The following is a 16,928-nucleotide window of genomic DNA, read 5'->3' as shown; positions in this document are numbered from 1 at the left end:
CGATGGCGGCGATCGCACCGCTGCGTCCGGGCGACCCCGAACGCCTGGGCGCCTACCGGCTGACAGGGCTGCTCGGCGAGGGCGGCCAGGGCTCGGTGTTCCTGGCCGAGGACGACGGCGGCGGGCGCGTGGCGATCAAGCTGCTGCACGCCCGGTTCAGCGGCGACGCCAAGGCCCGCGCCCGGTTCGCCGCCGAACTGGAGGTGGCGCGGCGGGTGTCGCCGTTCTGCACCGCGCGCATCCTGGACGCCGACGTGGAGGGCGACCGGCCCTACATCGTCAGCGAGTACATCGACGGGCCGTCGCTGTCGAAGGTGCTGGCCGACCAGGGGCCGCGTTCGGGCGGCGACCTGGACCGGCTGGCGATCGGGACGATGACCGCGCTGGCCGCCATCCACCAGGCCGGGGTGGTGCACCGCGACTTCAAGCCCGCCAACGTGCTGCTCGCCCCGGACGGGCCGCGCGTGATCGACTTCGGTATCGCCCGGGCGCTGGACGCCACCGGCACCATGTCCAGCACCGCCGTCGGCACCCCCGCCTACATGGCGCCCGAGCAGATCACCGGCGGGCCCATCGGCCCGCAGGCCGACGTGTGGGCGTGGGGCGCCACGATGGTGTACGCCGCGTCCGGCCGTGCCGCGTTCGGCCAGGACTCCATCCCCGCGGTCATGCACCGTATCCTCAACCTGCCGCCGGACCTGGGCGCGCTGACCGAGCCGCTGCGCGGCCTGGTCGCCCGCTGCCTGAGCAAGGATGCGGCCGCGCGGCCGTCGTCGCAGCAGGTGCTGATGCAGCTGCTGACGCTGGCCGGCAGTTCTCCGGCGCCCGCCGCCGGGGCGGACCCCGACGCGCCGACCGCGATGCTCAACCAGGGCGCGGAGGCGGCCGCCGCCGGTACCCGCCTGCACCTGCCGCCGCCGGACTCCGCCCACGCTCCGGGCGGCCCGCAGGCGGCGCCTCAGAACGCACCGGGCGCCTTCGCGCCGCCGGGGCTTCCGCCCGGGTTCCCGCAGTACGCTCCGGCGGCCCCCGGGCAGCAGGCGGCGGACACGCCGGGCGGCGGGTGGACGCCGCCCGTGCCCGGCGCCCATCCCTCCTGGCAGCGCAAGCCGCTGACGACGACGGCGCCGGCCGGTCCGGGCGGCCGTCCCCGGCGGCGCGGCATCAGCGTGCTGACCGCGGGCGGCGCCGCGGCGCTCGCCGCGCTGATCGTCGCCGGGAGCGTGGCCCTCGCGCAGCTCAACCGCGAAGACCGCGGCCAGGGGGCCAAGGAGGGCGGCCAGGTGCGGGTGGCGATGACCGCACCGCAGTCCTCCTCCGGCGAGATCGACCCCGCCCACTCCGCGTTCGGCACCGAGCGCTTCCTCGCCAAGCAGCTGTTCACCGGGCTCACCGAGGTCAAGCAGGACGGCACGAGCCGGCTGCGCATGGCCCGCAGCATCACCCCCGACGACACGTGCCGCCAGTGGAAGATCGAGATCAAGCCGGGCACCACGTTCTCCAACGGGGAACCGGTGGACGCCGAGGCGTTCGCCCGGGGCTGGGCCCGCAACGTCAGCAACGAGATCACCGGGTACCTGCTGGACAACATCAAGGGCTACGCCGCCGTGCTCGGAGGCCGGTCGCAGACCCTGGAGGGCGTTCGGGCCTCGGGCAACACGCTGACCGTAGAGCTCGACAAGGGCGACTGCGAGTTCGACAAGCGCCTGTCCGACCCGGTCTTCTCACCCGTGCCCACGTCCGCGGGCCGGTACGACAACCTCTCCTACAACACCGCACCGATCGGCAACGGCCCGTTCAAGCTGCAGTCCTACGACAAGGACAGCGAGGCGGTGCTGGTCCGCAACGAGCGGTGGGCGTTCGGCAAGACCAAGCTCGACAGCGTGCGGGTGCGGCTGGTCTCGGACACGTCGGGGCTCATGACCCCGTTCACGGCGGGCACGGTCGACTGGGCCGCCGTCGACACCACGACGGGGCGGCCGGCCGGGACCGACCGGAACCTGCGGGTCCGCCCCGCCACGTCCCAGCGGCTGCTGATACCCATCACCGCACGCGGGCCGCTGCGCGACCGCCGGGCGCGCCTGGCCGTCTCGTACGCGCTCGACCGCCAGCAGATCGCGACCACCGCGATGAGCGGGCTCGCCCGCCCGGCGATCGGGCTGGTGTCGCCCGCCATCCCCGGGTTCGACGGGCGCGGCCGCTGCCCGTCGTGCGAGCGCCGGAACACCGACGAGGCCAAGCGCCTGGCCCAGGAGGCGGGAGTGGGTCCGGGCACCGAGGTGAACCTCTACCTCCGCGATGTCGGCGGCTACCGGACCTGGACGCAGCCGGTCGTCCAGCAGCTGGAGCAGGTGCTGGGCTGGAAGGTGACCCTGCGGACCTACTCGGCCACAGACTACCGGGCGTTCACCAGGGCGGTCACCGCGAAGGACGCCCAGGGCCTGATCGCGCTGGGCTGGCAGCCCGACTACCCCTCGGCGTACACGATGCTGCAGCCGCTGCTGGCCGGCGACCAGATCGCCACCGCCGACAACGGCAGGCTCAACTACGCCGGCTGGAAGGACAAGACGTTCGACGCCGATCTGGCCACGTATCTCGCCACCCGCGACGAGGCGAGCCGCACGCGCGTCATGCAGGCCGCCGAGAAGCGCGCCCTGGACGACATGGCCATCATTCCGGTGACGACCGACCTGGAGGCGGCCGTGGTCTCCGACAAGTTCAGCGGTCTCGACCTCGACTACGAGGGGTTCCCGACCGTGGCCACCGCCGCCCGCCGGTAGCCGGCCGCCCCGCCCCGGAGGCGGCCTGGCGCGGCGGGGCGGGGTCAGCCGAGCGGCAGCCGCACGGTGACGATGAGGCCGCCGCCCGAGCGCGGCGCGGCGTACACCGTGCCGCGGTGGGCCAGCACGACCGAGCGCACGATCGACAGCCCCAGCCCGGCGCCCTTGGCCGACTCGACCCGGTCGGAGTTCAGCCTGCGGAACGGCTCGAACAGGCGGTCCACCTCGTAGGCGGGCACGACCGGGCCGGTGTTCTCCACCTGCACGGTGGCGTACCCGTCCAGCACGCCGGTGCGCACCCACACCTCGCCGCCATCGGCGTTGTGCTTGACGGCGTTGTCGACCAGGTTGGACACCAGGTGCTCCAGCAGCACCGGATCGCCCAGCGTGGTGCCGGTGGTCAGCTCGGGGTACACGGTGACGTCGTTGTCGTGCTCGCGCTTGCGGTGCGTCTCCAGCACGGTGGCGGCGACCTCGGCCAGGTTCACCGGGGTGCGGGTGGTGAGCTGGCGTTCGCTGCGGGCCAGCAGCAGCAGTCCCTCGATCAGCCGTTCGTGCCGGGCGTTGGTGGCCAACAGGGTGCGGCCCACCGTCTTCAGGTCGTCGGACGCCTCGGGGTCGCCGAGCGCCACCTCCAGCAGCGTCCGGTTGATCGCCAGGGGGGTGCGCAGCTCGTGCGAGGCGTTGGCGACGAAGCGGCGCTGGGAGTCGAACGCCTGCCCGAGCCGCTCCAGCATCGCGTCGAAGGTGTCGGCCAGCTCCTTGATCTCGTCGTCGGGGCCCTCCAGCGCGATCCGCTCGTGCAGGGTGCTCTCCGACAGGCGCCGCGCGGTCGCGGTCACCTTCTGCAGCGGGCTGAGCGCCCGGTCGGCGACGAAGTAGCCCAGCACCACGGCGATGATCCCGACCCCGGCCAGCGCCACCAGCGACCGGCTGACCAGCCGCTTCATGGTGATCTCCTTGAGCACCTCCGGGTCCAGCGGCCCGGACGGCGTGTAGATCACATAGCCGCGCGGGAACACCGAGTTGAGGATCGAGCCGACCAGGAGGTAGGTCACGAACAGCAGCAGCGCCCCGGCCAGGAAGAACAGCAGCCCGTACAGCACGGTCAGGCGCAGCCGCACGCTCACCCGGCTCGGCAGGGCGCGCAGGTCCGCGCCGAACGACGCGCCGCCGCGGCCTCTGCTCCTGCCGCCGGTCGGCAGCGGATTGGGGCCGGTGGAGCCGTGCCATCCGCCCTGCCCGCTCCCCTGCGGTCCGCCGAAGGCGGCGACGGGACGCGTCGCGGCATGCCGGACGCCGGCGGGCGGCGGAGGGGCGCCGGTCCCGTCCTGGGCTCCGGAGGGCGGGGTCACAGGCGGTACCCCACTCCCGGGACCGTCTCGATGATCGGCGGGTCCCCCAGCTTCTTGCGCAGCGTCATCATCGTGACCCGCACCACGTTGGTGAACGGGTCGATGTGCTCGTCCCATGCCTTCTCCAGCAGCTGCTCGGAGCTGACCACCGCGCCGTCAGCGCTGAGCAGCACCTCCAGCACCGCGAACTCCTTGCGGGTCAGGTCGATCGCGCGGCCGTCGCGCTCCACCTCGCGGCGCGCGGGGTCGAGCTTGATCCCGGCGCGCTCCAGCACCGGCGGCAGCGGGGCGGCGGCGCGCCGCCCGAGGGCCCGTACCCGGGCGATCAGCTCGGCGAACGCGAACGGCTTGGCCAGATAGTCGTCGGCGCCGATGGACAGGCCCTCGACCTTGTCGTCCAGCTCCCCCGCGGCGGTGAGCATGATGATGCGGGCGGGGCAGCGGCGCGCGACCAGCCGCTTGCAGACCTCGTCGCCGTGCACCTTGGGCAGGTCGCGGTCGAGCACGATGACGTCGTAATCGTTGACCTCGGCCCGATCGAGCGCGCCCGCGCCGTCGTAGGCGACGTCCACGGCGAGCGCCTCGCGGCGCAGCCCGGTGGCGATCGCGTCCGCGAGGACCCGCTCGTCCTCGACGACCAGAACACGCACTTCGTCTCCTCCTCCGCCCTCGGCCCGGCAACGGTCCCATGTCGACCGTAAGACGCCGGTAAGTTCCCTGGTCAGCGGCCCGCTGAGGGGTGCGTCAGGTTGCGCTGAAAATTTCATCCCGGAACAGGTTTATTTCAAGCGTAGGTGTGGGTAAGGGGGGCCTGTTCCCGGGAGGAGGTCCATGGGCGAGTTGTCACGTGCGATCCAGCAGCGGCTCGACGACGCGTACGAGTCGCTGCGTCATGCCCGCGCCGTCGGCGACACCTACCTGGCGGACATCCGCCAGGAGGAGATCAAGGAGCTGCGCCGGATCGCGGCGAACCACGACATCGGCCTCGAGCCGTCCCGCTGCGATTAGACCCGCGCGCGGGGAGCGGGGAGCAGTGTGCCCACGGAAAGCATGGGCCAAGGCTCCCCGCTTCATCTCCCAGAGGGACGACCCCCTGGAACCCCCGCACAAGCGGGGAGCAGTGTGCCCACGGAAAGCATGGGCCAAGGCTCCCCGCTTCATCTCCCAGAGGGACGACCCCCTGGAACCCCCGCACAAGCGGGGAGCAATGTGCCCACGAAAAGCACGAGCCAAGGCTCCCCGCTTCATCTCCCAGAGGGACGACCCCCTGGAACCCCCGCACAAGCGGGGAGCAGTATGCCCACGAAAAGCACGAGCCAAGGCTCCCCGCTTCATCTCCCAGAGGGACGACCCCCTGAAACCCCCGCACAAGCGGGGAACACTGTGTGCTCCCCGCTTCTTCTGCAGCGCGCCCGCCGAAAGCGTGCCGCTGCCCGGGCTTTCTGCGCCCAAGGGGACGGCGCGCCGCTGCAGACAGGGCCTGGACGGCCCTGTGACCTCCTGTGAGGCCCTGGCGGGGCTCAGTCGCGGGCGGGGTCCAGCGGGGCCAGCAGGTCGTGCAGCTCCTCCCACAGCCCCGGCGCGGCCGCGATGACCAGTTCCGGGCCCGCGGGGGCGCCGTTCAGGCCGCCGACGCGGCCGCCGGCCTCCCGCACGACCAGCGCGCCCGCGGCGACGTCCCACGCCTGGACGCCGCGCTCGTAGTAGGCGTCCACCCGTCCGGCGGCCAGCGAGCACAGGTCCACACTGCACGAGCCGCCGCGGCGGATGTCGCGCACGTTCGGCAGCACCCCGGTGAGCACCTCGGCCTGGCGGGCGCGGCGCCGCGCCTCGTAGCCGAACCCGGTGGCCACCAGCGCCCGGTTCAGCGGCACCCCGGTGTTGCAGCGCAGCTCGCGGGTGCCGGTGGCGGTGTGCAGCAGGGCGCCGCCGCCGCGCGCCGCCGTGTAGGTCTCGCCGCGGCGCGGCATGTCCACCGCGCCCGCCACGACCTCGCCGTCCACCTCGGCGGCCACGCTGACGCCCCAGTCGGGCAGGTCGTACAGGTAGTTGACGGTGCCGTCGATGGGGTCGATCACCCAGCGGACGGCGCTGCCGCCGGCCCGGGTGCCGCCCTCCTCGCCGAGGAAGCCGTCGTCGGGCCGCTCCGCGCGGATCCGGTCGATGATCAGCTTCTCGGCGGCCCGGTCCATCTGCGTGACCACGTCCGTCGGGCTGGACTTGGTCTGCACCACGTCCGGCCCGCCGGCCGGACGCTTGTCGACCAGCATCCGGCCCGCCTCGCGGGCCACGGCCACCGCCAGTTCGAGCAGCTCCTCGGGCAGGCTGCGCACCCTCATCCCCCTCATCGGTATCTCGTCGTCGCCCGCGGCCGTCAGCGGCCCGCGGCGGCCGCGCCCGCCGACTCGGTGATCAGCTCGCGGGCGAGCGCGGCGAAGCGCGGGTCGAAGCAGGGCGTCCGAACGCGCTCGAAGCGCAGGCCCAGCGCGGCCGCCTTGTCCGCCACCTCGACGTCCAGGTCGTACTTGACCTCCATGTGGTCGGACACGAACCCGATCGGCACGACCGCCACCGCGACGACGCCCTCGCCCGCCAGCTTCTCCAGGTGGTCGCAGATGTCGGGCTCCAGCCACGGCTGGGTGGGCGGGCCGCTGCGGCTCTGGTACACCAGCGCCCACGGGCGGCCGGGCGCGGCCCGCTCGGCGACGGTCGCCGCGACGTCCTCCAGCTCGGCGACGTAGTCCGCGCGGCCGGGCTGCGCCAGCGGCACGCTGTGCGCGGTGAACACCAGGCGGGCGTCCTGCGGCAGCCGCGCCAGGGCGTCGCGCACGCCGTCCACGAACGGGTCGACGAACCCGGGGCGGCGGCAGTACACCGGCAGCTTGTCGATCTGCGGGGCGCCCGGCACCTCCGCGCGCGCGCGGGCGATGTCCTCCAGGTACTGCAGGTGCGAGGAGTAGCCGCTGTAGGCGGAGGTGACGAACGCGGCGGCGCGTCGTACGCCGTCGGCGGCCATCTGGCGGACCGTGTCGGCCAGGTACGGCGTCCAGTTGCGGTTGCCCCAGTAGACGGGCAGGTCGATGGAGTGCGCGGCCAGGTCGGCCTCGATGGCCGCCTTGAGCCTGCGGCACTGCTCGTTGATGGGGCTGACGCCCCCGAACAGGTGGTAGTGCTCGGCGACCTTTTCCAGGCGCTCCCGGGGGACGTTCCGTCCGCGGGTGACGTTCTCCAGGAACGGCATCACGTCGTCGGGTCCCTCGGGTCCGCCGAACGACAACAGGAGCAACGCGTCGTAGTCACTCATGTTCGCTGTCACTTATCGGCTCGCTCCGAACGCGGTCATGGCTCCATCCAACCAGCCGCGTCCGGGTGCCGTGCGCGGCCCCGGGGTGAACGTCCGGCGGCCCCTCGTTGACGGGTCGGGGCCTAGTCGTAGCGCACGGCGTAGGCCTTGGCCAGGTTCAGGACCTTCTGGACGTACCAGTCGGCGTGGTTGTAGGCCCAGATCGCCTGGTAGAGCTGCCGTCCGCCTTTGCCCGCGCCGTGGGCGCACAGGTAGCGGGCGGCGGCGGGGACGGCGTCGTAGGGGTTCATGATGTCGGCCTTGCCGTCGCCGTCCCCGTCCACGCCGTAGGAGCGCCATGTGGACGGCAGGAACTGCATGGGGCCGAGCGCCCCGGCGCTGGAGCGGCCCGCATTGCGGCCGTGGTCGCTCTCCACCTGGCCGATGGCGGCGAGCACCGTCCAGGACAGGCCGGGGCAGCTGCGGGCGGCCTGCTTGTAGAGGTCCAGATAGCTGCCGGGGCGTCCGTTCGCTTCGGAGGGGGTCTGGTAGCGCTGCTCGTGCAGGTTCACCACGTCGGTGTTGCGCCCAAGGATCTTCTTCACCGAGGCCGCGAGTTTCGCCGCGTCCACCCCGGGTGCGTTGACCATGACCGCGACGTTGGGCACCAGGCCCATCTGGGTGCCGGTCTTGCTGTCGACCAGCATGTCGATGCCGGGCAGCCCCAGGGTGCCCGACCCGCCCATCTCCAGTTGCGGAATGGTGCGGGCCACCACCGGGTAGCGGGTGCCGCGGGCGAGGCCGAGCTGGTCGGCCGCCGCGGTGGAGACCACGAACCGGCCGGCGGCCAGCGCCTCCCACAGGTCGTTGCGCTTGGCGGTGCCCGGCGGGGTCCAGGACCGGAACGTCGAGGGGTCGACGGCGAAGGTGTTGATGCCGCGTCCCTGCAGCTGCACCGCCCCGCCCGCGACCGCGATGACGTCCTGCACCCGCTTGAGCCTGCCGATTCTGGCGATCGCGGCCCGGCCGATGGACCCGCTCCGCGACACGGCCAGCACGTCCGGGGGGACGACGCGCCGCAGCGGGGCGACCTGGCGTCCGTCGGCGACGTTGGCGACCGGGCCGCCGGTCGGCGGGGTCTGGGTGCGCGACGCGGCGCTGCGGGACGTGCCGCGTTCGTCGTCGGCACTCAACGCGACGTAGACGCCGCCTCCGAGGTTCCCGGCGCACAGCACGGCGATGCCGGCCACTGCGGCCGTCAGCCCCCGGCGGCGGCCGCGCGGGGGGCGGGGCGCCGCCGCACGGGCCTTCCCGGCCTTCTTCGGCGTGCCCGCCTGCTCGGTGCGTTGCGGCCGGGTGGGGGCGTGCGGGGGTGAGGAGGAAGCCACAACCATTCCCAACGAGAGTCGCTACGGCTTGGTTACAGGTTCTTTGCGGTTGTCACGTTTAGGTAGCGTGATCACGTTCCGACCTCGTGGATCACTGACGGGTCGCGGACGCGGAGCCGCGGTGCGCCACCGCGCGCGTCCGGTGCGACCTCTGGGGCGGAGGGGGTCGAGGTTACCGGGGAGTTCACCCGGACGGGGAGAGGGGACCAGGGTTGGCCAACGCGTACCGGGAGCTGCTCGCCGTTCCCGGGGCCCGCCTGTTCGTCGCCGCGGGCCTGGTGGGGCGGATGTCGATGTCCATGGTGGGGATCGGCGTCGTCCTGCTGGTGGCGGCGGTCACCGGGTCGTACGGCGTCGCGGGCGCGGTGTCGGCGACGATGTCGCTGGCGTACGCGGCCGGCGGACCGGTGAGCGCCCGGTTCGCCGACCGGTACGGCCAGCACCGGGTGCTGGTCCCGCTGGCGCTGGCCAACGCCGCCGGGTTCGCCGCGCTGATCCTGTGCGCCGAGCTCGCGCTGCCCGCCTGGACGCTGTTCCCGGCCGCCGCGCTGGCGGGGGTGACGCAGCCGTCGCTGGGCGCCTGGGTGCGGGCGCGCTGGTCGCACGTGCTGCGGGAGCGGCCCGCCCGGCTGAACACGGCGTTCTCGTTCGAGTCGGTGGTCGACGAGACGATCTTCGTGGTGGGTCCGCTGCTGGTCACGGCGCTGGCCACGGGCGTGCACCCGGCGGCCGGGCTGGCCGCGTCCGCATCGTTCACCCTGGTGGGCTGCCTGGCGCTGGCGGCGCAGCGCGCCACCGAGCCGCCGCCGCGGCCGCGCGAGCAGGCCCGCAGCGGCGCGCTGTTCGGCAATCCGGGGCTCATGGTGCTGGCGCCGGTGTTCCTGATGCTGGGCGTGGTGTTCGCGGCGATCGACGTCACCGGGGTGGCGTTCGCCGAGGAGGAGGGGCACAAGGGGCTGGCCGGGGTGCTGCTGGGGTGCTACGCGCTGGGCAGCGGCACGGCCGCGCTGTGGTACGGGGCGCGGGCGTGGCAGAGCCGGCTGGACCGGCGTTTCCGCGTGGGGCTGGTGCTGCTGGCCGCGGGCCTGGTGCCGCCCGTGCTGGTCGACGACCTGTGGTTGATGATGGCCGTGGTGTTCTTCTCCGGGCTGGCGATCTCTCCGACGGTGATTCCGGGGTACGGGCTGGTGGAGCGGCTGGTGCCGGCGCACCAGCTCACCGAGGGCCTGGCGACGGTGTCGACGCTGATCGGGGTGGGGCTGGCGTTCGGGTCGTCGATCGCGGGCCGGGTCGTGGACGGGCACGGGGCCGGCGCCGCCTTCCTGGTGCCGCTGGGTGCCGCGGTGGCGGCGGCGGCCGTGGGGCTGGCCGGGACGGGGCGGCTGCGCACCGCCGAACAGTAAACATGAACTTTCCTCATGAACAGTGGGACGAGTAGAGTCCTGCCATGTTCCCTGCAAGGTCCCCCTCGAGGTCCCCCGCGAGCACGCAGACCTGGCGGAACTGGGCGGGCAACCAGCGCGCCGTCCCCCAGCGCGTCCTGGCCCCCCGCGACACCGGCGAGGTCGCCGCCGCGGTCCGCGCAGCCGCCGACGAGGGCCGCACGGTCCGGATGATCGGCACCGGCCACTCCTTCACCGGCGCGGCCGTGGCCGAGGGCATCCTGCTGCGCCCCGACCGCCTGAGAGCCGTCCGCTCCGTCGACACCGCCTCCCGGCTGGTCACCGTGGAGGCGGGGCTTCCCCTGCACGCCCTCAACAGGATCCTGGACGAGCACGGGCTCGCCCTGGCCAACATGGGGGACATCCAGCAGCAGACCGTCGCGGGCGCCCTGCAGACCGCCACGCACGGCACCGGCCGGGACGTCGCCGGGCTCGCCTCCCAGGTCGCCGCCCTGGAACTGGTGCTCGCCGACGGCAGCGTGGTCACCTGCTCCCGCGACGAGCGCCCCGACCTGTTCGACGCCGCGCGCGCGGGCGTGGGCGCGCTCGGCATCGTCACCGCCGTCACCTGGCGCACCGTCCCCGGCTTCCTGCTGCGCGCGCAGGAGCAGCCGATGCGCTGGGACGAGGTGCTGGCGCGCACGGACGAGTTCGCCGAGGCCAACGAGCACTTCGAGTTCTACTGGTTCCCGCACACCGACGGGTGCCTGACCAAGCGCAACAACCGCGTCGAGGGCCCGGCCAGGCCCCTGCCGAAACTGCGGTACTGGCTGGACGACCAGTTCCTGTCCAACACCGTGTTCGGGGCGCTCAACCGCGTCACCCACCGCGTGCCGGCCGTCACCCCCCGCCTGAACGCGGTGTCGGCCAGGGCGCTGGGGGCGCGCACCTACACCGACACCTCCTACAAGGTCTTCACCAGCCCGCGCACGGTGCGGTTCAAGGAGCAGGAGTACGCGATCCCCCGCGAGATGCTCCTGCCGACGCTGCGGGAGCTGCGTGCCCTGTTCGACAAGCGGGACTGGCGCATCAGCTTCCCGATCGAGGTGCGCGTGCTGCCGCCCGAGGACGCGTGGCTGTCGATGGCCTACGACCGCCCCACCGCGTTCATCGCCGTGCACGTCTACCACCGCGACCGGCACGAGGAGTACTTCCAGGGCGTCGAGGAGCTGATGACCGCGATCGGCGGCCGCCCCCACTGGGGCAAGCTGCACACCCGCGACGCCGCGTACCTGGAGACGGTCTACCCGCGGTTCGGCGACTTCGTCGCTCTGCGCGACGAGCTCGACCCCGACCGGCGCTTCGCCAACCCCTACACCCGGCGCGTGTTCGGCGACTGATCCAGGCCCGCGGTCAGCGCGGGGTGGAGTCGGGGTCGGCGCCGGAGCCGGTGCCGCCCTGACCGCCGCCGTCCTCCTGGCCGCCGCCGGGCGTGCCTGACGGGGCCTGGGTGGGCGTGCGGGACGGCGCGGGCGTCGTCGGGCGTGACGACGGCTCCTGCGGGACGCTGGTGGAGGGCGTGGGCTCCGGCTCGGTGGACGCCTGCTTCGTGGGGTCGTCGGACGGACCGGCGGAGGGGGCGGACGGGCCGTCGGTGTCCTGCTCGGACGCGGTGGGCGTGGGCGTGACGTCGCCTTCGCCGCCGCCGCTCGCACCGCCGCCGCCGAACACCTGGTCGAGGGTCGTGCCCTTGCCCGCGCTGCCGCCGATCGGCTTGCCGGTCTGCCACTCGTAGACGCTGATGCCGCCCATGACGACGGCGAACACGACCGCCGACGACAGCAGCAGCACCTTCCAGCGCTGCCGGGCCCACTGGAGCGTGGAGTCGAACGCGGTCCGCCACGCGGCGGCACTCGCGGCCTCCTCCCCCGCCTCGCCGGCGAGGGCGCCCGCCACGGCCCGCGTGGCGTCGGCCGGGCCGTGCGGCACCGGGACGTCGACGCGCGTGGCGTTGGGGTCCGACCCGCCCGGCGGGTACAGGGCGCCCGGGTCGAGACGCGTCGCGTTGGGGTCGGAGTGGCGCGCGCCGGGGTCCACGCGTGTGGCGCCGGGGTCGCCGACCAGCGGCGCCCGGTCCGCGGGGCGCATGCCTGCGGGCCAGACCACGGTGCGGGTGGGGTCGGCGCTGGTGGCCTCCCGCGCCGCCTCCTGGGCCGCCTCCCGCGCGGTGTCCCGGCTCTTCTCCTGGAGTTGCTCCTTGCCCTGGTCGAGGTAGTACTTGCAGACCGCGGTGCCGGCCGTGGACGCCACGCTCATGAAGGCCGCGCCGAGGATCGTCCCGTACACCCCCAGGTACGACGCCCCCCAGGCGGCGGCCAGGGTGGCGACACCGCTGGCGATGAGCTGGGTGGTACTGACATCCGGCAGCCGTCGCGGCATCGACGAGCGTCCCCCTAAAACAGGTTGTCCCACACAAATCCGATAAAGTCCCGCAAACCGAAACTAATGGGACTCTGTGCGTGTTCCACACACCGACGTGACGCTCGCAACTGCCGCATCGGCGCGCGACCCGTGCGGCGGGACTGGAGCCACGGGCTCGCATCGGGCACAGTGTGGAAAAGGATCCACAAGAAACCGGCAGGGCGCCCCCGGCCGGACCGCCGCACGGGCAAGCTGGGCCAGGTGCCCTCTTCAGCCTCGTGAAGAGGGCTTCGAGAGCGGCGATGTTCGGACATGCCGGGTACGGTGCTGGCAGCAGGTGTGTCCGAAAGAGAGACTCGGGATTCCGGGGGGAAGGGCACGCATGCGCCCTCAGTGCCGTCAGGAAGGGCAGGAAGGACACGCATGCAGGAGCTGCGCCTCGTCGCGGTCAGCGAGGACGGTACATACCTCGTCCTGGCCACCGCGGGCCGAGGCACCCGGTTCACCCTGCCCGTCGACGATCGGCTGCGTGCAGCGGTCCGTGGGCACTTCTCCCGCCTCGGCCAGTTCGAGATCGAAGTGGAGAGTCCCTTGCGTCCCAAGGAGATCCAGGCTCGCATCCGGTCCGGCGAGACGGCGGAGGAGATCGCAGAGTCCGCCGGGATCCCGGTGGAGCGGGTCCGCTGGTTCGAGGGTCCGGTCCTGCAGGAGCGCGAGTACATGGCGCAGCAGGCCCAGCGGGTCGCGGTGCGCCGGCCCGGCGAGTCCACCCCCGGGCCGCCGCTCGGCGAGACCGTCGAGGAGCGCCTGGGCCGGGGCGGAGTGGACCTCGAGGACGTCGAGTGGGACTCCTGGAAGTGCGAGGACAACACCTGGCGGGTGCGCCTGTCGTTCTTCGAGAACGGCCGTCCGCACGCCGCCGAGTGGGTGTTCGACCCGCGCCGCCGGCACGTGTCGCCGCTGGACGAGGTCGCCGCGCGGCTGACCGCCGTGGACTGGGACGACGAGGACGACTCGCTCGGCGACACCGTCACGCCGCTGGTGCCGCGCCGCCCTGCGATGAAGGTCGTCAGCGATGCGCGCCAGTTCGGCGTCGGCCCGGCGCCGCTGCCCGGCCCGGCGGCCCGCGGCATCCCCGCCGGGTACGAGCCGCCCGCCGAACCGCCGCTGCGGGCCGCGCCGACGCGGATCGTCGAGCCGCGTCCGCAGCCGCTGTCCCTGCCCGAGGCGCCGGTTCCGCCGCCGCGCGTGGAGCCCGCCGCCGCGTCGGCGCCGGACGAGGCCGCCGAGGCGTCCTCCACGCCCGCCCAGGACGCGCCCGACGAGCCGCAGCAGCCGCGCCCGCAGGACGAGGCGGCCGCCGCCGGGGAGGCGCCCGAGGCCGCCGAGCCGGAGCCCGCGCCGCAGGAGCAGCCCGCCGACGGGGCCGGCGAGACAGCGGAGACCGCCGAGGCGTCCGAGCACGCCGACGGCTCCGCGGCCGCCGACGCCGCCGACGCCGCCGACGCCGCCGACACTGACGAGACGAAGGACGAGGCCGCTGAGGCCGAACCGCTGCCCGCCGAAGCCGAGTCCCGGCCCGCCGAGGACGCCGCGGAAGCCGCCGAGAAGGCGGCTCCCGAAGCCGAGGCCGGTGACGGCGGGGCCGAGGCGAAGCAGGCCGAGGAGGCGCCCCAGCCGCACGAGGCCGGCGCGCCGAAGGACGAACCGGAACCGGCGCAGCCCGCCGAGCCCGAGCCTTCCGCCGCGGCCGAGCAGCCGCAGGCCGAGGAGCCCGCCGGCACCCCGGCCGAGCCCCCGGCCACGTCCGCTGCCGAGGCGCCCGCAGAGGCGCCCGCCGCAGCGGCCGAACCGGAACCCGCGGCCGCGCCCCAGGAGCCCGCCGCACCCGCCGCGGCCGCGCCCAAGCCGGCCCCGCCGCAGCGGCCCGCGCACCAGCCCGCGCGCCCCGGGGGCAAGAAGAAGTCGGCGGGACGCACCGCCATGCCCGCCGCCCAGGTGGACAAGCCGGGCACCGGCACCCCCGCGGGCGACGCCCCGGCGCCGCAGCGGCCCGCGCGCAACCGCCGCCGCGCCAAGGGCAAGCGCGCGTCGGTGCCGTCCTGGGACGAGATCATGTTCGGCGCCCGCCGCCCTGACTGAGCGGCCCCGACCCGACTGGGCGGCCCCGCGTCAGCGGTCGGCGGCCGGGCCGTCCTCGAGGAAGGGGGCGACCCACGCGGGGGTGATGCGGGCCGCCAACGCCACGGCGTCGCCGTGCGCCATGTCGGTGGCGGGGCAGGCGCCGTCGCCGGCCCCGACGGCGACGACGAGCGTGGCCAGCCCGAGCCTGCGCTGGAACAGCGTCTGCCGGATCCGCCAGCCCACCACGGCGCCGTGCTCGACGACCACCTGGCGGCGCCGCAGCGACCCCGACCGCACGGTGAGACGGGCCCCGTCCGTGGCGTGCCCCAGCTGCCGGTAGCGGTCCAGGCCCAGCGGTACGCCCAGCAGGGCCAGCACGGCGCAGCCGTAGGCGACCGCGGGCCGCCCCGCCAGCAGCGCCAGCGCCGCCAGCCCGAGCGGGGGCGCCACGGCGCGCACGACGCGTCGGCCGCGTGCCGCGGGCGGATGCCCCACCAGCGGGGCGGGGATGGAGCCGAGCACCCGTTCCGCCAGGTCCGCGGCGAACGGACGCGGGGAGGCGGGCAGCAGCCGGCCGCGGTGCGAGGCGTCCCCCAGACCCGTCACCAGGGCGCCCAGGCGCGCCACCCGGGTGAGCCGTTCGAACAGGTTGTCGGTCAGTTCCACCCCGCGCAGGCGGCGCCGCTCCAGGGAGACGCTGCGGCGCGTGACCAGCCCCCGCCGGGCCACCACCGACCCGTCCCGCTCGTACACGGTGAAGTCCCAGTTGAACAGGGCGAACGCCACCACCGACATGACCGGCATGGCCAGGACGAACAGCACCGCCACGGCGACGACCACGGCCCTGGGCAGGCCGACCACTCCGTGGCCCACGTGCTCCACGCGTTCGCGGGTGATGAGCCCCAGATCGTCCCCGAGGTTGTAGAGCGTTCCCAGGAAGCTTCCCGCCAGCGCGAAAGGCGTCAGCAGGTAGGCGCCGCTCAACGGCGCGTACAGGAACCAGCGGGGACGCATCCGCGCCAGTACGCGCCGCGGCGCGCGCGCCGGCTCCTCCGGGGACGCGGTGGGCGCGGCCAGCAGCAGGCGGCGCAGCCGTTCGGCCTCCTGGCGGGAGACGGCGTTCAGCACGCCCTCTCCCCCGTCGGCGCCCGCGTCGATGTGCACGATGGCCAGTCTCAGCAGCCGGTGCGGGAGCGCCGCGCTGATGTCGACGCCGCGGATGCGGTCGCGCGGGATCGTCTTGACCGAGCGGCCGACGAGGGCCCGGCGCAGCTCCAGGCGGTCGTCGTACAGGGTGTAGGTGAACGTCGCCCAGCCGGCCACGTGCACCAGCAGCCCGAACGCCAGCCCCGCCAGGGTGAAGAAGAACGCCGTGGACAGGCCGCCCACGGCGAGCCCGGCCGCGCCGGCCGCCAGCAGGGCGATCAGTTCGCGGACGGCGCCCACGACGAACGTCAGCGGATGCAGCCGCACCGCACGCGGCCGAGCGGTGGCGGCGGCGTGGTCGCGGTGCTGGTCGCGGGTGGTCACGTCGCGTCGTCGCGCAGGTCGTGCGCCCGGTGGGCGAGCTGTTCGGCCAGTCGCGCCGCCACGTCCGCGGGCAGCCCCGCCACCTCGGACGACCCCGCGTGCGAGGCGGTGTTGATCTCGATGGTGGCCAGGCCCAGCAGCCGTTCGATCCAGCCCTGCTCGGTGTCGACGGTCTGGATGCGGCTCACCGGCACCAGCAGCCACTCGCGGCTGAACCAGCCGGTGCGGGTGTAGACGACGTCGGCGCTGACCTCCCAGCGGTGCACCCGGTAGCGCCACACCGGCGTGACGGCCGTCATGAGCACCCCGGCGGCGACCACTGCGGCGGGCAGCCACCAGGCCCGCTCGCCGAGCCAGCCGAGCAGGCCGTCCCAGCGGCGCCGGCCGTCCCATTCGTCGACGAAGGCGGCCACGCCCCAGGCCAGCCCGGACGCCAGGGCCCACAGCAGGGCGGACTCGATCGCCCAGTGCGCCATGGCGCGGCGCGCCACCCGGTGCGCGGGCGGCCGCAACCGCGGCGGGTGCGGCGTCCCGCCGTCGGGCTCGTGGGTGCGCCGCACCGTCGTCACGCCCCCGAGTTTATGACCCTCGGGCGTCTCACCAGCGCATGTCGCCGGACCGGGCGGCGGGATCCGCGGCCGTGACGGCGATCTCAGCGTTCTGTC

Annotated in this window: 13 protein-coding genes; 5 read left to right on the top strand and 8 right to left on the bottom strand. The window is 74.2% G+C overall.

What is annotated here, in order from left to right; all coding sequences use genetic code 11:
• Positions 1–2: 2 nt before the first annotated feature.
• Positions 3–2,780 carry an ABC transporter substrate-binding protein gene (locus QSK22_RS17175; RefSeq protein ID WP_285495203.1) on the top strand — a complete coding sequence of 926 codons (2,778 nt, stop codon included), beginning with the start codon at positions 3–5 and terminating at the stop codon, positions 2,778–2,780.
• Between the two features lie 44 nt (positions 2,781–2,824).
• Here QSK22_RS17175 and QSK22_RS17170 read toward each other — a convergent pair whose 3' ends face one another.
• Both QSK22_RS17170 and QSK22_RS17165 read right to left on the bottom strand, forming a co-directional pair.
• The gene (locus QSK22_RS17170) at positions 2,825–4,135 is read right to left on the bottom strand and encodes a sensor histidine kinase (RefSeq protein WP_285495202.1); all 1,311 of its coding nucleotides are present in this window, start codon (positions 4,133–4,135) and stop codon (positions 2,825–2,827) included.
• On the bottom strand, positions 4,132–4,785 hold the full coding sequence (locus QSK22_RS17165; RefSeq protein WP_285495201.1) for a response regulator transcription factor: 654 nt from the start codon (positions 4,783–4,785) through the stop codon (positions 4,132–4,134). The genes QSK22_RS17170 and QSK22_RS17165 overlap by 4 nt, the downstream gene beginning before the upstream one ends.
• A 181-nt stretch (positions 4,786–4,966) precedes the next feature.
• Here QSK22_RS17165 and QSK22_RS17160 point away from each other — a divergent pair, with 181 nt between their 5' ends.
• On the top strand, positions 4,967–5,143 hold the full coding sequence (locus tag QSK22_RS17160; protein ID WP_285495200.1) for a hypothetical protein: 177 nt from the start codon (positions 4,967–4,969) through the stop codon (positions 5,141–5,143).
• A 512-nt stretch (positions 5,144–5,655) separates the two neighbouring features.
• Here the strand turns inward: QSK22_RS17160 and QSK22_RS17155 are convergent.
• The 3 genes from QSK22_RS17155 to QSK22_RS17145 form a co-directional block, all read right to left on the bottom strand.
• Positions 5,656–6,474, bottom strand: a complete 819-nt coding sequence (locus QSK22_RS17155; RefSeq protein WP_285495199.1) for an inositol monophosphatase family protein — start codon at positions 6,472–6,474, stop codon at positions 5,656–5,658.
• A 35-nt stretch (positions 6,475–6,509) separates the two neighbouring features.
• The gene (locus QSK22_RS17150) at positions 6,510–7,439 is read right to left on the bottom strand and encodes a ferrochelatase (protein ID WP_285495198.1); all 930 of its coding nucleotides are present in this window, start codon (positions 7,437–7,439) and stop codon (positions 6,510–6,512) included.
• Positions 7,440–7,561: 122 nt separating this feature from the next.
• Positions 7,562–8,812 (bottom strand): lytic transglycosylase domain-containing protein, encoded by a 1,251-nt coding sequence (locus tag QSK22_RS17145; protein WP_285495197.1) that lies wholly within the window; start codon positions 8,810–8,812, stop codon positions 7,562–7,564.
• Between the two features lie 206 nt (positions 8,813–9,018).
• Here QSK22_RS17145 and QSK22_RS17140 point away from each other — a divergent pair, with 206 nt between their 5' ends.
• Positions 9,019–10,209, top strand: coding sequence for an MFS transporter (locus tag QSK22_RS17140; RefSeq protein ID WP_285495196.1), 1,191 nt, complete (start codon positions 9,019–9,021; stop codon positions 10,207–10,209).
• Positions 10,210–10,253: 44 nt separating this feature from the next.
• On the top strand, positions 10,254–11,588 hold the full coding sequence (locus QSK22_RS17135) for a D-arabinono-1,4-lactone oxidase (protein ID WP_285495195.1): 1,335 nt from the start codon (positions 10,254–10,256) through the stop codon (positions 11,586–11,588).
• 13 nt (positions 11,589–11,601) lie between these two features.
• On the opposite strand, the gene QSK22_RS17130 is transcribed toward QSK22_RS17135, so the two are convergent.
• A complete protein-coding gene (locus QSK22_RS17130; RefSeq protein WP_285495194.1) occupies positions 11,602–12,627 on the bottom strand; it encodes a hypothetical protein in 1,026 nt (341 codons plus the stop codon).
• A 405-nt stretch (positions 12,628–13,032) separates the two neighbouring features.
• On the opposite strand from QSK22_RS17130, the gene sepH reads away from it, so the two are divergent.
• Complete coding sequence (sepH, locus tag QSK22_RS17125) at positions 13,033–14,751, top strand: septation protein SepH (RefSeq protein ID WP_285495193.1); 1,719 nt, start codon at positions 13,033–13,035, stop codon at positions 14,749–14,751.
• A 30-nt stretch (positions 14,752–14,781) separates the two neighbouring features.
• Here the strand turns inward: sepH and QSK22_RS17120 are convergent, their stop codons facing one another.
• Together QSK22_RS17120 and QSK22_RS17115 are read right to left on the bottom strand one after the other, a co-directional pair.
• Positions 14,782–16,263, bottom strand: a complete 1,482-nt coding sequence (locus tag QSK22_RS17120) for a PH domain-containing protein (protein WP_285495192.1) — start codon at positions 16,261–16,263, stop codon at positions 14,782–14,784.
• The gene (locus QSK22_RS17115) at positions 16,260–16,832 is read right to left on the bottom strand and encodes a PH domain-containing protein (protein ID WP_285495191.1); all 573 of its coding nucleotides are present in this window, start codon (positions 16,830–16,832) and stop codon (positions 16,260–16,262) included. The genes QSK22_RS17120 and QSK22_RS17115 overlap by 4 nt, the downstream gene beginning before the upstream one ends.
• Positions 16,833–16,928: the final 96 nt, after the last annotated feature.

Source organism: Actinomadura sp. NBRC 104425, assembly GCF_030269545.1.
GTDB lineage: Bacteria > Actinomycetota > Actinomycetes > Streptosporangiales > Streptosporangiaceae > Spirillospora > Spirillospora keratinilytica.
The sequence above is the reverse complement of the archived record's forward strand: the minus strand, read 5'-3'. Positions and strand labels throughout refer to the sequence as shown.